The following is a 14,432-nucleotide window of genomic DNA, read 5'->3' as shown; positions in this document are numbered from 1 at the left end:
AGGTTTTAATTTATACACTAATATAATGAAAAAATTGAGAGTAATGACGGTCGTAGGAACTCGTCCGGAAATTATTAGATTATCAAGAGTATTATCAGCTTTAGATGCGTCTGAAGCTATTGACCATATTATCGTTCATACAGGACAAAATTATGATTACGAATTGAATCAGATTTTCTTTGAAGATCTTGGACTTCGTAAACCGGATTATTTTTTAGAAGCTGCCGGAAAAACAGCAACCGAAACCGTTGGAAATATTTTGATTAAAATAGATCCGCTTTTAGAAGAATTGAAGCCGGATGCATTTTTAGTTTTGGGAGATACCAATTCTTGCCTTTGTGCAATTCCTGCTAAGAAAAGACAAATCCCGATTTTCCATATGGAAGCAGGAAACAGATGTTTTGATCAAAGAGTTCCGGAAGAAACCAATAGAAAAATTGTAGATCATACTTCGGATGTTAATTTAACCTACTCTGATATCGCAAGAGAATACTTACTAAGAGAAGGGCTTCCTGCAGACAGAATTATTAAGACTGGTTCTCCTATGTTTGAAGTACTGAATCATTATTTACCACAAATTGAAAGTTCAGACGTTTTAAACCGCTTGAATTTAGAAGAAGGAAAGTATTTCGTCGTTTCATCTCATAGAGAAGAAAATATTAATTCTGAGAAAAACTTTAACGGATTAATTGAGAGCTTAAATACTATTGCCGAAAAATTCGGTTATCCGATCATTGTTTCTACTCACCCAAGAACAAGAAATATGATTGATAAAATGAAAGTTGAGGTAAGACCGGAAATTCAGTTTCTAAAACCACTTGGTTTTCATGATTATAATGCATTGCAAATGAGAAGCTATGCAGTGTTATCAGATTCTGGAACAATTTCGGAAGAATCATCAATTCTAAATTTCAGAGCGTTGAATATCAGAGATGCTCACGAAAGACCAGAAGCAATGGAAGAAGCATCTGTAATGATGGTAGGTTTATCTCCTGAAAGAGTTTTACAAGGGTTGGTTCAGCTTCAACAACAGAAAACAGGTAAAGAAAGAAATTACAGACCGGTAGCAGATTATTCTATGCCAAATGTTTCTGAAAAAGTAGTCAGAATTATTTTAAGTTATACAGATTATATTAATAGAGTAGTGTGGAGTAAGAAATAATGAATAAAAAAATATTAATTCACAGTATTGTTTTTGCACCAGATGCTGTGTCAACAGCTTACTTGTATAATGATATAGCTTATAATTTAAAAAAAAATGGATTTGATGTAGAAGTTTTATCTACTACACCTCATTATAATCAAGTAAAAGAAAATTTAGATCAAACTAAATTTGATAAAAAAGCAGGAGGACTATATTATATAAGCTATTATAAAGGAATTAAAGTATATCATATACCACAGAAAAAATACAATAGTGTTTTTTTGAGAGGTATTGGTATGATATATTGGCATATTGTTTCATTTATTTTAGGTTTAAGAATTAAGAATGTTGATGTAATCATTAGCCCTTCGCCACCACTAACTATAGCATTAGTTTCAATTATATTAGCAAAATTAAAGAAGTCTAAGTTTATTTATAATGTACAGGAAATCTACCCTGACTTTTTTGTAAATCAAGGAAAAATGAAATCTAATTTTGTTTTGAATCAATTAAAAAAGTTAGAAAAATTTGTTTATAAACATTCAGACTCTTTAATTACTATTGATCAGAATTTTAAGAATACTCTTGCTCCACGAATGAAAAATCCTGAAAAAATTGAAATTATAGCAAATTTTGTTGATACAGAATTGTACTATCCAATAGAAAAACCTCTTGTAAATAAAGAATTATTTCCGGATAATGAAGATCTAAAAGTAATGTATGCTGGTAATATTGGGTTTGCACAAGACTGGGAACCATTAATTGAGATTGCAAGAAGAACTAAAGACAGCAAAGTGAGCTATTTTATCATCGGTGATGGGGCTTGTCGGGATTGGCTAAAAGATGAGATTGAAAAATATGATCTTAAAAATGTTCATTTAATAGATTATCAGTCGAGAGAAAGTATTCCACAAATTGTTAATTATGCAGATTTGCATTTCATTTTTATGAATAAAAAATTAGAAAATGATGGATTACCTTCAAAAGTTTATACTATTATGGCATGCAAAAAGCCTCTTTTGGTAATAAGTAATAAAAATACTCCTCTTTATGATCTATTAGATAACACAAATGCAGCATTTTTAATAGAGAATAAAGGTAATGATGTGTCTAAAGATCTTTTTAATATTTTTGATGATATACTTAATGATAAAAGTATATTAAAAGAAATGGGGAATAAAGGGTATGAGATTGTAAATAAATATTATACAAAAGAGAAAGTGACCGAAAAATATTTTAAACACATAAGTAAATTAATTAATGACTAGTAAAGTTTAGATGAAAATAATAATTATAACACAAGAGGATGCTTTTGTTGTTCCAAAAAATATTGAAAAAATTACTCAATTAGATGGAGTAGAGATTTTGAAAGTTGTAGATATTGATTCTGATTATAGTTTAGTAAATAAAAAATCTTATTTTATAAAGGGATTTGGGATTTTGCAGACAATTAAAATGGGACTTAATGTTGTGTCGGCAAAAATTATTAATATCATTGATTTTGCTACTTTTCAAACTTTGAAAATTACACCTAAAAGTTTAAAAGCAGTTTCAAAAAGATATAAGATTGATTTTTTACGAATTAAAAACCCTAATGATAAAGAGTTTTTAAATAGCATAAAATCATTACAACCCGATCTTATAGTTTCATATTCTGCACCTGTCGTGTTTAAAAAAGATTTATTAGAAATTCCTAAACATGGCTGTATTAATTTACATTGTTCATATTTGCCACATTATGCCGGAGTAATGCCTAGCTTTTGGACGCTTTATAAAAAAGAAAAAGAAACAGGAGCAACAGTTCACTACATGGACTCAAAAATTGATAATGGAAAGATTTTGAACCAAAAAAAAATACAAATTTCTGCTAATGAGACTATGTTTTCACTAATTTTAAAAAGTAAAGAAATTGGTGGAAACTTGATGTGTGATACGATACTGAGAATTAAAAATGCAAATATTGAGACAACAGAAAATATAACTGAAAATGGGAATTATTTTACTTGGCCTACAATAGAACAATTTCAAGAATTTACTAAAAACGGAGGAAAATTAATATGAAAAAATATGCTGTTCTTAGTATGGATGTAGAAGATTGGTATCATCTTGATTACTTTAATAAAGATGAATGTAATCAAAATCAATCTACAATGGATGGTTTAGATATTTATTTAGATATTTTAGATCAGTACGATATTAAAACGACATTTTTTATTGTTGGGGAATTAGTTGAAAAATTAAAAGATAAAATAGAAATTATTAAGAGAAAGGGGCATGAAATATGTCTTCATTCCTACGCGCATAAAAGACCACTTCAATTGAGCTTGGAAGATTTTAAAAAGGATACAATTTTAGGTGTTGAATCATTTAAAAACTTTACTAATACTGATGTGAAAGGTTATAGAGCTCCTTGTTTTAGCTTAGATAGAGATAGATTAGATATTTTACGAGAATTAGGATTTGAATTTGATTCTAGTAAAATAAAATTTGATGCTCATGATCTTTACGGAAGAATTAACATTTCTGATTTTCAAGATACAGATACAAATATTTATAAGAAAGCAAATTTTTATGAATTTGAAGCATCAACTGTTGAGTTTTTGAATAAAAACCTTCCCGTTTCAGGGGGCGGATATCTTAGAATTTTCCCATGGTTTTTAACAAAAGGTTTACTGAAAAGATTTTTTAAAACAAACAAACATTACTTTTTTTATATTCATCCATTTGAATTTTCTGAAAATTATAATATAAAAGTACCTGAAAATACTAATTTCAAAACCAAAATTAGATTTAATATGGGAAGAAAAAGTGTTGAAAATAAAATGCATAAACTTATTAAATTGCTAAAACAAAATAATTACGAGTTTGTTACCTTTAATCAAATTATAAAAAATGAGACCTAAACTTTTATTAACAGGTGCAAGTGGTTTTATTGGTTCACAGATTTATAAAGAATTAGAGAATGATTTTGATATTACGGCATTAACAACCTCTTCAGCGAGTTCATTATTTACAAATCTTAATTTATTAGATAGTTTGGCTTGTGAAGAATTTTTTAAGAATAGAAAATTTCATATTATTATTCACGCAGCTGCTATTGCTCATGGCAAAAATAAAGTTAATAATATGTCTGTAGAAAATGCGAATATTTTAATGACTGAAAATATATTTAAATATTTAGATACCTCTGAAAGCAAAGTTATTTTTCTAAGTTCCGTTTCTGTCTATAGTTATAAAAATAATAAGAAAATTATTTCCATTAATGATATTCCAATACCAGTCACGAAATATGGAAAAAGTAAGCTGAAATGTGAAGAAATTATACGTGACCAGAAACCCAAGTATTTTCATACTCTTCGGTTGAGTCCAGTATATACGGAGAAAAATTTACAAGATATTAGCAAAAGAGTTTTTTTACCAATTTTTAAATCGTCTTTTATTACCAAACAAGAAAGATCATATACATTATGTCATATGGACATAGTTACCAAAAAAATCAAAGATCTTATTCAAGACAATAGTAATTCTTTATTAATTGTTAAAGATTCTAAAGATCATGATCAAAAAGATTTACTAGCTTATTTCAAAATAGATAATCCCAATATTATAATTAATCGAAATTTATTGAAACCACTATTATTTTTGCTTAATGTATTTCAGTTTTCTAAAACAATTATTATTAGAGATATGCTTGAAAAATTATTCTTTTCTGTAAAATATACTAACGATTAAATTCACTTTATGAGTATATTAACATTTGGGGCTGTAATTCTAATATTATTAGTTATTGAGGTCATCTATTTCAAGATTGCAGATAAATATAATATCATCGACAAACCCAATCACAGAAGTGCGCACACTCAGATTACACTTCGTGGTGGTGGAGTTATTTTTCCGATTGCTTTTATTGTTTTCTGCTTGTTTAATTTCAATGAAGTTATTGAAAATTACTGGTCATTTGGATTAGGATTACTTGCCATCTGTACTATTAGTTTTATTGATGATGTTAAAACGTTGTCAAACAGAATCAGGCTTTCCATTCATTTGATTTCTGTAGTATTACTGCTCTATTTTACGGGAGCATTTGATCTAATGCCGTTTTGGGCTTGGCCAATTTTATTCATTCTAATTATCGGTACGCTAAATGCCTATAATTTTATGGATGGAATTAATGGTATGACAGGTGCTTACAGTTTAGTCACATTAGGTTCAATATTATATATCAATAAAAATATAATTCCGTTTACAGATGAAAACTTCATCATGTATCCTATTTTGGCATGTATTGTTTTTCTATTTTTTAATTTCAGAAAGAAAGCAAAATGCTTTGCAGGTGACGTTGGGAGTATGGGAATTGGTTTCTGGGTAATCGGATTAATTACGTTACTGATTATGAGAACAGGTGAGTACAAATTCATCTTACTACTCTCAATCTATGGAATGGAGGTCGTTTTAACAATTATTGAAAGAATATTATTAAAAGAAAATATTTTTGAAGCCCACAGAAGGCATTTATATCAACTATTTGTAAACGAGAAGAAGGTTTCTCATTTAGTAATTAGCTCTGTGTATGCCATTTTTCAATTAATTGTGAATATATTTTTAGTAAATTCGCAACTTCCGATTTGGGCAATCATTTTAATTATTTTTATTCCGATTGGAGGTCTTTATTTGGGGCTGAAATGGAGTTTGAAAAAGCAATTTAATCTCTAGAAAAAACAAAATAAATTATGAAAATTAAAGAAACTCCACTAAAGGATTGTTATATCATCGAGCCTACTGTTTTTGAAGATGACAGAGGTTATTTTTTCGAAAAATTTAATGAAAAAAAATTCGAAGAGCTTACAGGTATGAATGGTCATTTTGTTCAGGATAATATTTCAAAATCTTCGTATGGTGTTCTTCGCGGTCTTCATTTGCAGAAAGGGGAGCACGCGCAGGCAAAATTGGTTTCGTGTCTGGAAGGAAAGGTATATGATGTTGCTGTTGATTTAAGAGAAGATTCTCCAACTTTTGGAAAATGGTTCGGAATTGAATTGACTCCGGAGAACAAGCTTCAGCTCTATGTTCCGAGAGGTTTTGGTCACGGATTTTCTGTATTAAGCGAAACTGCTATTTTTGCTTACAAATGCGATAACTTTTACAATAAAGAGTCTGAAGGTAGTGTAATTTGGAATGATTCTGAATTAAATATCGACTGGAAATTACCATTAGATGTTGTTCAGTTATCAGAAAAAGACCGCGTATTGCCCACGTTTTCAGAAAGAAACTTTTAATATGATATTGAAAACCACTTCATTGAAGTGGTTTTTATTTTTTAATTCAAACCTTTCAATATTTTGTATCTTTGCAAACTCAAAATCAAAAAGATGCGCACAAAATCTGTAGGTAAGAAGAAAATTAATGTTGTAACGCTTGGTTGCTCCAAAAATGTTTATGATTCTGAAGTTTTAATGAGTCAGCTGAAGGCTAATGGTAAAGAAGTGGTTCATGAAGACAGAGGAGATATTGTTGTAATCAATACCTGCGGATTTATCGATAACGCGAAGGAAGAATCAATCAATACAATTCTTGATTATGTTGATGCTAAAAACAGAGGAGAAGTAGAAAAAGTATTCGTTACAGGTTGTCTTTCAGAAAGATATAAGCCAGATTTGGTTCGTGAAATTCCTGATGTTGATCAATATTTCGGAACCAGAGATCTTCCGATTTTATTAAAGCATTTGGGTGCTGATTATAAGCATGAATTGGTTGGAGAAAGATTAACGACAACGCCAAAGCACTATGCGTATCTGAAAATTTCAGAAGGCTGCGACAGACCTTGTTCATTCTGTGCAATTCCGTTAATGAGAGGAGGTCATGTTTCCACTCCAATTGAAAAATTAGTCCTTGAAGCACAAAAGTTGGCTAAAAAAGGAACCAAAGAATTGATTTTGATTGCTCAGGATCTTACCTATTATGGTTTAGATATTTACAAAAAGCGTGCTCTAGGAGATTTATTAAAGGAATTGGTAAAAGTAGAAGGAATCGAATGGATTCGTCTTCATTATGCCTTCCCAAGTGGTTTCCCAGAAGATGTTTTAGATATTATTCGTGAAGAACCTAAAGTTTGTAATTATATAGATATTCCCCTTCAGCACATTAATTCAGATTTATTGAAATCGATGAAAAGAGGAACAACTCACGAAAAAACTGATGCACTTTTAGGCAAATTCAGAGAAAAAGTTCCTGATATGGCGATTAGAACTACACTTATCGTGGGTTATCCTGGTGAAACTGAAGAAAGATTCCAAGAATTAAAAGATTGGGTAAAAGAGCAGAAGTTTGACAGATTAGGCTGTTTCACTTATTCTCATGAAGAAAATACCGGAGCTTATGTATTAGAGGATGATATTCCACAAGAAGTGAAAGAGGCTAGGGTAGAGGAGATTATGGAGCTTCAGTCTCAAATTTCTTGGAAAAAAAATCAGGAAAAGATAGGTAATATATATAGATGTATGTTCGACAGAAAAGAAGGAAATTATTTCATTGGTAGAACAGAGTACGATTCGCCGGATGTTGATAATACCGTGTTGGTTTCTGCGGAGAATACCTATATCTCAATTGGTGAATTTGCTGATGTTAAAATTACCTCTGCTGAAGAATTTGATCTATATGGCGAATTGGTTTAGTAAATCTGTTTGCTATTTATCATAATTTAAAGATAATCAGGATTATTAAGCTTCTGATTTTAAAATATTAATAAAATTTAATGATTTACAGTTTTAACTATTTATAAAGTTAATTAATTGTTTATCAATCGTTTGTATTTTTTAATTTAAAAATTATTTGTTTTTTTTATAATATAATAATGAAATTAAAAAATTAAATCATAAATTTGCAACAAGAATAGTTTTTTATAAATGCTATTTGTTGAGAATTAAATGGTTAAAGAGTGAAGAAATCAGAAGCGGAATGGTTTTTGATTTACTGCATTTAAAATTTAGCGGTTTAGTTTTTAAATTAGGCACAAGTTGGGATCGTAAGATCCTATGATAATAAAAAATTATTGGTGAAAAAAATGTAATTAAAATCTTTAAAAACTTATGAAAAAATTTTTATTTACAGCAACTATGCTTGTTTGTTTCTCAGCGCTGTCTAATGCGCAGCAAGGACGAGTTGGTATTAATACTACTACTCCGGCAGCTACATTAGATGTTGCTGCTAATACTGCTGACGCTACTAGGCCAGACGCGCTATTAGTCCCTCGTATGACAAGAGCTCAATTAGAAGCTAAGAATGCAGCTTACGTAGATGGTACAGCTGGTACTCCTAGTACTCAAAATGGAGCCTTAGTTTTTGTTACTGGTTTAGGCGGTACAGGAACCGGAAAGACAGTTAATGTGACTGCTACAGGATTCTATTACTATGATGGAACTGTAGGAAATAATGTATGGAAGGGAGTAGGAAGCGGTGCTGCTGCTAACCCGGCTTTAAATGTAGTTAATCAAACTGCTAGTTACACTGCATTAGCAACTGATGATATCATTCTTTATACAACTTCAGCTCCAGCTACTTTGACATTACCAACTACAGGTGTTACTGTTGGTAAGAGAATTTATGTGTCTGTTATAGGTACAGCGGATGTTGCTTTGTCTCCAGCTCCTAGAGAAACAGCTAACGTAAGTTTAATTGCTGGTCAAGGGAATATCCTTATGTATACTGGTAATGCTACAAGTCCTTGGTCAATTATTTCTGGTTATTAATCTAATAAAATTTGTAATGATGAACAATAATAAATTTAAATATCTTTCTGCTGCTATTTTATTGGGTGCTATTAACTTCTCTTTTGGGCAAGTTAGAATTGTAAACTCAGCTACAAACCAAGCAGTAAATAATAGTTCCGCATTTATCGATGCCTCTTCCAATTCTACAACTAATGGTACAACAAATGTTGGTAAAGGTTTAATCTTTCCAAGAACAGATTTAACGACTTTTACTAGTTTCAGTGGAACTCCGGTTGGTATTGGTACCTCTTTTCCTACTCGTTTTGACGGTATGATTGTATATAATACGGCTACAAGTGGAGTTGCTGGTGTTGGTTCTACTTCTGAACCTTTATTTGCAGGATTTTGGTATTATGATAATAAAACGACGACCACAAATGGTGGTACATGGAGACCAATCATTGGTGGAGGTGGTAAAGAAAATATCTTAACTACAGAAACTGTTACTAACAGATTAGTTAACAATGCTCAAATCTACGGTATCAAAGGTACTTTTACTACAACAGGTAACAGTACAGGTGTAACAATTCCTGCTCCAACAGGTATTACTTCAATGTATGGTATTACTATTTATAAAGCGGGAACTAACACAGTATATGGTAGAGAGCTTTATTCTTATGATATTACTAACGGATCAGCTGTTACAGGATCTCCAAGCATGTCTGTAGTATATCCTACAGGAACTTATGATTATGTATTAGAATATTTGAAATAATAATATTTTAAATCAAATAATATAAAAACCAATGAGATTCTCATTGGTTTTTTGTTTTTATACGATTAGAATAAACTTATCTAGAGTTTTAATATTTTATGGAAATTTCTAAAATAGTGATTTGATTGATAATCAGTTGGTTTTGAAATTTATAAATTTAAATTATGCTTTAATTAGTTAATTTTGTTAACTTTTTAAGTTTTATTTTAACATTTTTTAACAATGTTACTTAAGCCCCCTATTCATAGGTAGTTACAAATGTAGTTAACATAGAATTGATTTTTTGTTAACATATTTTAACAAATGAAATAGGCTCATTGGAACTTTACTGATACATTTGCCCTGTCAAAACCAATAAAAGTTCAACATGATGAAAAGATTCATTCTCGTAATCATAATGATGATTTCAACCTTTGGTATTTATTCTTTCAAGAACAGTGCCATAGATGCGAAAAAAACAAGTTATGCATCGTACTACCACGATAAGTTTAATGGTAGAAAAACAGCGAGCGGTGAGATTTTCGATAACGGAAAATTTACAGCAGCAAACAGAACGCTTCCGTTTGGTACTAATATTAAAGTAACCAATCTGAACAATGGAAAAGAGGTTATAGTGAAGGTAAATGATAGAGGACCTTTCCATTCATCAAGAGCATTAGATATGTCTAAAGCCGCGTTCGATGAGATCGGAGATATTGACCGAGGTACAATTCCGATCGAATATGAAATTGTCGATTAAAATTTATGATTTTAAATTAAAAAAGCCAACTGACTCAGTTGGCTTTTTGCTTTGTATTAAATGTCTAATTCCACTAAGGCAGGACAATGATCAGAATGTACTGCTTCTTTCAAAATAACAGCTCTCGAAAGCTTGTCTTTTAAAGTATAACTAGTAAAGTTATAATCTAATCTCCAACCTTTATTTCTTTCGCGAGAATTTTGCCTGTAGCTCCACCAAGTATAATTATCCGGTTCGTTGTTGAAAAACCTAAAAGAATCGATTAACTCACATTCATTAATAAAATCGGTCATCCATTCTCTTTCCATCGGTAAAAAGCCTGAAACATTCTTTAAACCGATCGGATTATGAATATCAATCGCTTCATGACAAATATTAAAATCTCCTGAAATAATTAAATTAGGAATGGTCTTTTTTAATTCTTTAATATAAGCCAGAAAATCGTGGCAAAACTGCATCTTAAAATCCAGCCTTTCGATATTTGAAGCAGAAGGCACATATACTGAAATTGCTGAGAATCCGTCGAAATCCGCACGAATGATTCTCCCTTCATTATCATAGCTTTCTATACCGCAACCATATTCCACATGATTAGGCTTTATTTTAGAGGCAATTCCGACGCCGCTATAACCTTTTCTCTGCGCCGAATGCCAATAACTGTGATATCCTAATTTTTCAAGACTATCGATATCAATCTGGTCGTTTCCGGCTTTGCTCTCCTGAATGCAGATTACATCGGGATCGGCAGTCTTCAGCCAACCCAAAAAATCTTTTGTAAAAGCGGCTCTTATTCCGTTTACGTTGTAGGTAATTAATCTCATGGTTCAAAAATATAAAAAAACAGCCGGAAAAAACCTTTCGATCTTTTCCGGCTCAACCCAGAATTGAATAAACTATGAAAAAAACTACTTGGGTTCTAAAATACTGAACGGAATAATACACTCTTCAAGAGAAATTCCTCCGTGCTGGTATGTTTCTTTATAATAATTCACAAAATGATTGTAGTTCTTAGGATAGGCTAAAAACGTATTATTCTTTGCAAAAATATATTTTGAACTTAAATTTCCTTTTGGTAAAAACAGTTTTTCGGGGTTGGTAACTGCCCAAACATCACGATCGTCATACGTTAAACTTTTACCCGTCTTATAACGAATGTTGGTAGAAGTCTCTCTGTCACCAACCACTTTGCTTGGCTTTTTAACATAAACCGTTCCGTGATCGGTTGTAATAATCAATTTGAAACCACTTTCCGCAGCTGTTTTAATGATTTTTAATAAAGAAGAATTCTCAAACCAGTTCAATGTTAGTGATCTGAAGGTTTTATCATCACGAATCAATTGGTCAACAATATGATTATCTGTTTTTGCATGAGACAAAATATCTATAAAGTTGTAAACAATCACCAATAGGTCATTATTTTTATGCTGATTGAAATCGTCATAAATCTTTCTTTCAAAATCGGCATTCAAAACTTTTAAATATTTCATTGATTTTGAACTTAGACCAATTCGCTTCATTTGATCTTCTAAGAAATCGCGTTCGAATTCGTTTTTGTTACCTTCTTCATTATCATTAAACCATTTATCTGGAAAACGTTTTTCGATTTCCGAAGGCATTAATCCTGCAAAAAAAGAATTTCTTGCATACTGAGTTGCCGTTGGTAAAATGCTGTAATAATAATCCTCAGATGTTTTGTTGTAAAATTTAGTGAATAAAGGCTCAATTACTTTCCACTGATCATAACGAAGATTATCAACCATCAGCAAAAGAACTTTGTCTTTTTCTACTTCAGGTTTTACTTTTTCTTTGAAGAGTGTATGGCTCATGATCGGTTTATCATGCCCTTGTAACCAGTCTTCGTAATTGTTTTCTATAAATTTTGCAAACTGAATATTGGCTTCCTCTTTCTGACTTTGAAGAAGATCGGCAAATTCATTATCCGCTACTTTATCAAATTTAATTTCCCAATTAAGGATTTTCTTATAATATTCTGCCCATTCCTGGTATGTTCTTAAATAAGACAATTCCATAGAAAGGTTTCTGAATTCTTGCTGATATTGTAGAATAGTCTTCTGCTCCACAAGATTATCCTGTTGCAGATTTTTCTTTAATGAAAGTAAAATTTGATTAGGATTCACAGGTTTCAGGATATAATCGGCAATTTGGGAACCAATTGCTTCTTCCATAATGTGCTCTTCTTCACTTTTCGTTACCATTACAATCTTCAGCGCATTATCTTTATCCTTGATCATAGGAATCGCTTCAAGACCGGAAATTCCGGGCATATTTTCATCAATAAGTGTTAAGGCGAATTTCTCTGAATCCATCAATTCCAAAGCCTCGTTTACATTGTTAACAGGGGTTACCTGATAACCTTTTTTTTCTAAAAATACGATATGAGGTTTTAGTAAATCTATTTCATCATCAATCCATAATATCTTTTCCGACATAATAATTTTTTTTACATGGTTATTGTATCAAAATGTTGACCAATTCTTTCTAAAAACTGCCAAAATACGCAGCTTTATAGTTAAATAATCGTTAAAAACAAATTTATATTATCTTCAACAATTAAAGACTATGAATATATAATTTTTAAAGCTTTAATGAAAGGATTTATAGAGAAAAAATCAATTTAAATTTAGAATTGTTTCAAGTAAAAATAAAATGATACAGAACAGCGAATAGCCGAATTGAAAACTGTTTTAATATTTATTTAATTGAAGTTCCGTTTTAAATTTCCTAACTTTGTTTACTAATCAGACCTTTCAATGCAGAATAAGCTAAAAATTATTAATGATCCTGTTCACGGTTTTATCAGAATTCCACACGAAATTTTATTCGATATTATAGAGCATCCGTATTTTCAGAGATTAAGAAGAATCGGGCAAACCGGACTTTTAAATCTCATATTTCCCGGAGCAACGCATACGAGGTTTCATCATGCGCTGGGAGCAATGCATTTGATGGTGACGGCTTTGGATACGTTGAAACAGAAAGGCGTTGAAATTTCTTTAGAGGAAGAGAAAGGTGCGATGTTGGCGATTTTAATGCATGATATTGGGCATGGTCCGTTTTCTCATGCGCTCGAAAGTATGTTGATGGATGATTGGCATCACGAAAATCTTTCGCTATTATTAATGAACAGATTGAATGTGGAATTTGATGGTCAGCTTTCTGTTGCGATTGAAATGTTTCAGGGGAAATATCACAGAAAATTTTTCAATCAGTTAATTTCTTCCCAGTTGGATGTCGATAGGCTTGATTATTTAAAGCGTGATAGCTTTTTCACTGGAGTTTCTGAAGGGAATATTAATACCCAGCGAATTATTTCCATGATGAATGTGTGTGAAGAAGGAGAGTTGGTGATTGATGCAAAAGGAGTCTATTCCATAGAAAACTTCCTAACAGCCAGAATGTTTATGTATTGGCAGGTTTATTATCACAAAACATCAGCGTTGGCGGAATTTATTTTGGTGAAAATTTTAGAAAGAGCTAAATATCTCGTTTCTCAAGGTTTTGAACTTCCTGCTTCTGATAATTTAAACTATTTTTTGCATCGTGGAAAAGCCGCTGCATCTGATGAAGATGTAGAAAGATTCACTCAGTTGGATGATAATGATATTATTCAGGCGATGAAATTTTGGCAAAATTCTGAAGATTACGTGCTGGCTTATTGGTGTAAATGTGTGATTCAGCGAAATTTACCAAAAACAATTATTTCATCACATCCGTTTGATGAAAAATTTATTGAAGAAAAAATAAAAAAGGGGAACGAAATTTTAGAAATCGATAATTCAAATGAATTGGTTCATGAAATTAAAAGAAAACTTCTTCCTTACGATACTGAAAAACAACCGATTTATTTACTTCAGAAAAACGGAACAAAATTAAGACTCGACGAATCCGAGGATCAGCTTTTATCAGGCTTGATTGTGAATAAAACGACAAGATATATTTTAACATTTCCGAGAGAAAATACAAACGGAAATCTTAAAGTATATTAAAATTGATATTCCTAAAATTAAAAAATGTTTGCGAATTATAGAATTTCTTATCTTTGCAGAA

The 14,432-nt window shown here is 31.1% G+C and carries 14 protein-coding genes; 12 read left to right on the top strand and 2 right to left on the bottom strand.

Features of this window, described 5'->3' with window-relative positions; genetic code table 11:
* The first annotated feature begins 25 nt into the window (after positions 1-25).
* The 11 genes from wecB (at position 26) to ABEG63_RS16615 (ending at position 10,364) form a co-directional block, all read left to right on the top strand.
* Positions 26-1,162 (top strand): UDP-N-acetylglucosamine 2-epimerase (non-hydrolyzing), encoded by a 1,137-nt coding sequence (wecB, locus tag ABEG63_RS16665; RefSeq protein WP_267401706.1) that lies wholly within the window; start codon positions 26-28, stop codon positions 1,160-1,162.
* Complete coding sequence (locus ABEG63_RS16660; RefSeq protein WP_346586342.1) at positions 1,162-2,412, top strand: glycosyltransferase family 4 protein; 1,251 nt, start codon at positions 1,162-1,164, stop codon at positions 2,410-2,412. The genes wecB and ABEG63_RS16660 overlap by 1 nt, the downstream gene beginning before the upstream one ends.
* 10 nt (positions 2,413-2,422) lie before the next feature.
* Positions 2,423-3,205, top strand: a complete 783-nt coding sequence (locus ABEG63_RS16655) for a formyltransferase family protein (RefSeq protein WP_346586341.1) — start codon at positions 2,423-2,425, stop codon at positions 3,203-3,205.
* Complete coding sequence (locus tag ABEG63_RS16650; RefSeq protein WP_346586339.1) at positions 3,202-4,047, top strand: polysaccharide deacetylase family protein; 846 nt, start codon at positions 3,202-3,204, stop codon at positions 4,045-4,047. Before ABEG63_RS16655 ends, ABEG63_RS16650 begins: the two co-directional genes overlap by 4 nt.
* Positions 4,037-4,876 carry an NAD(P)-dependent oxidoreductase gene (locus ABEG63_RS16645; RefSeq protein WP_346586337.1) on the top strand — a complete coding sequence of 280 codons (840 nt, stop codon included), beginning with the start codon at positions 4,037-4,039 and terminating at the stop codon, positions 4,874-4,876. The genes ABEG63_RS16650 and ABEG63_RS16645 overlap by 11 nt, the downstream gene beginning before the upstream one ends.
* 9 nt (positions 4,877-4,885) lie before the next feature.
* Positions 4,886-5,857, top strand: a complete 972-nt coding sequence (locus ABEG63_RS16640; RefSeq protein ID WP_346586335.1) for a glycosyltransferase family 4 protein — start codon at positions 4,886-4,888, stop codon at positions 5,855-5,857.
* 17 nt (positions 5,858-5,874) lie between these two features.
* Positions 5,875-6,420 (top strand): dTDP-4-dehydrorhamnose 3,5-epimerase, encoded by a 546-nt coding sequence (gene rfbC / locus ABEG63_RS16635; protein ID WP_346586334.1) that lies wholly within the window; start codon positions 5,875-5,877, stop codon positions 6,418-6,420.
* A 93-nt stretch (positions 6,421-6,513) separates the two neighbouring features.
* Positions 6,514-7,815, top strand: coding sequence for a 30S ribosomal protein S12 methylthiotransferase RimO (rimO, locus tag ABEG63_RS16630; protein ID WP_346586332.1), 1,302 nt, complete (start codon positions 6,514-6,516; stop codon positions 7,813-7,815).
* A gap of 414 nt (positions 7,816-8,229) precedes the next feature.
* Positions 8,230-8,889 carry a hypothetical protein gene (locus ABEG63_RS16625; protein WP_346586331.1) on the top strand — a complete coding sequence of 220 codons (660 nt, stop codon included), beginning with the start codon at positions 8,230-8,232 and terminating at the stop codon, positions 8,887-8,889.
* A gap of 19 nt (positions 8,890-8,908) precedes the next feature.
* The gene (locus ABEG63_RS16620; RefSeq protein WP_267401696.1) at positions 8,909-9,625 is read left to right on the top strand and encodes a hypothetical protein; all 717 of its coding nucleotides are present in this window, start codon (positions 8,909-8,911) and stop codon (positions 9,623-9,625) included.
* A gap of 367 nt (positions 9,626-9,992) precedes the next feature.
* Positions 9,993-10,364 carry a septal ring lytic transglycosylase RlpA family protein gene (locus tag ABEG63_RS16615; protein WP_267401695.1) on the top strand — a complete coding sequence of 124 codons (372 nt, stop codon included), beginning with the start codon at positions 9,993-9,995 and terminating at the stop codon, positions 10,362-10,364.
* A 56-nt stretch (positions 10,365-10,420) separates the two neighbouring features.
* Here the strand turns inward: ABEG63_RS16615 and ABEG63_RS16610 are convergent, their stop codons facing one another.
* Together ABEG63_RS16610 and ABEG63_RS16605 are read right to left on the bottom strand one after the other, a co-directional pair.
* Positions 10,421-11,185, bottom strand: a complete 765-nt coding sequence (locus tag ABEG63_RS16610; RefSeq protein WP_346586329.1) for an exodeoxyribonuclease III — start codon at positions 11,183-11,185, stop codon at positions 10,421-10,423.
* A gap of 84 nt (positions 11,186-11,269) precedes the next feature.
* Positions 11,270-12,814 carry a bifunctional response regulator/alkaline phosphatase family protein gene (locus tag ABEG63_RS16605; protein ID WP_312390669.1) on the bottom strand — a complete coding sequence of 515 codons (1,545 nt, stop codon included), beginning with the start codon at positions 12,812-12,814 and terminating at the stop codon, positions 11,270-11,272.
* A 321-nt stretch (positions 12,815-13,135) separates the two neighbouring features.
* Here ABEG63_RS16605 and ABEG63_RS16600 point away from each other — a divergent pair, with 321 nt between their 5' ends.
* On the top strand, positions 13,136-14,371 hold the full coding sequence (locus ABEG63_RS16600; RefSeq protein WP_346586328.1) for an HD domain-containing protein: 1,236 nt from the start codon (positions 13,136-13,138) through the stop codon (positions 14,369-14,371).
* The last annotated feature ends 61 nt before the right edge of the window (positions 14,372-14,432 follow it).

This window comes from Chryseobacterium sp. C39-AII1 (assembly GCF_039672645.1).
Taxonomy (GTDB): domain Bacteria; phylum Bacteroidota; class Bacteroidia; order Flavobacteriales; family Weeksellaceae; genus Chryseobacterium.
Note: the sequence above shows the minus strand (reverse complement) of the source record. Positions and strands in the feature narration are given on the sequence as shown.

Coding starts and splice junctions, on each gene's coding strand:
- wecB (WP_267401706.1), top strand. CDS start 26: ATGAAAAAATTGAGAGTAATGACGGTCGTAGGAACTCGTCCGGAAATT.
- ABEG63_RS16660 (WP_346586342.1), top strand. CDS start 1,162: ATGAATAAAAAAATATTAATTCACAGTATTGTTTTTGCACCAGATGCT.
- ABEG63_RS16655 (WP_346586341.1), top strand. CDS start 2,423: ATGAAAATAATAATTATAACACAAGAGGATGCTTTTGTTGTTCCAAAA.
- ABEG63_RS16650 (WP_346586339.1), top strand. CDS start 3,202: ATGAAAAAATATGCTGTTCTTAGTATGGATGTAGAAGATTGGTATCAT.
- ABEG63_RS16645 (WP_346586337.1), top strand. CDS start 4,037: ATGAGACCTAAACTTTTATTAACAGGTGCAAGTGGTTTTATTGGTTCA.
- ABEG63_RS16640 (WP_346586335.1), top strand. CDS start 4,886: ATGAGTATATTAACATTTGGGGCTGTAATTCTAATATTATTAGTTATT.
- rfbC (WP_346586334.1), top strand. CDS start 5,875: ATGAAAATTAAAGAAACTCCACTAAAGGATTGTTATATCATCGAGCCT.
- rimO (WP_346586332.1), top strand. CDS start 6,514: ATGCGCACAAAATCTGTAGGTAAGAAGAAAATTAATGTTGTAACGCTT.
- ABEG63_RS16625 (WP_346586331.1), top strand. CDS start 8,230: ATGAAAAAATTTTTATTTACAGCAACTATGCTTGTTTGTTTCTCAGCG.
- ABEG63_RS16620 (WP_267401696.1), top strand. CDS start 8,909: ATGAACAATAATAAATTTAAATATCTTTCTGCTGCTATTTTATTGGGT.
- ABEG63_RS16615 (WP_267401695.1), top strand. CDS start 9,993: ATGATGAAAAGATTCATTCTCGTAATCATAATGATGATTTCAACCTTT.
- ABEG63_RS16610 (WP_346586329.1), bottom strand. CDS start 11,185: ATGAGATTAATTACCTACAACGTAAACGGAATAAGAGCCGCTTTTACA.
- ABEG63_RS16605 (WP_312390669.1), bottom strand. CDS start 12,814: ATGTCGGAAAAGATATTATGGATTGATGATGAAATAGATTTACTAAAA.
- ABEG63_RS16600 (WP_346586328.1), top strand. CDS start 13,136: ATGCAGAATAAGCTAAAAATTATTAATGATCCTGTTCACGGTTTTATC.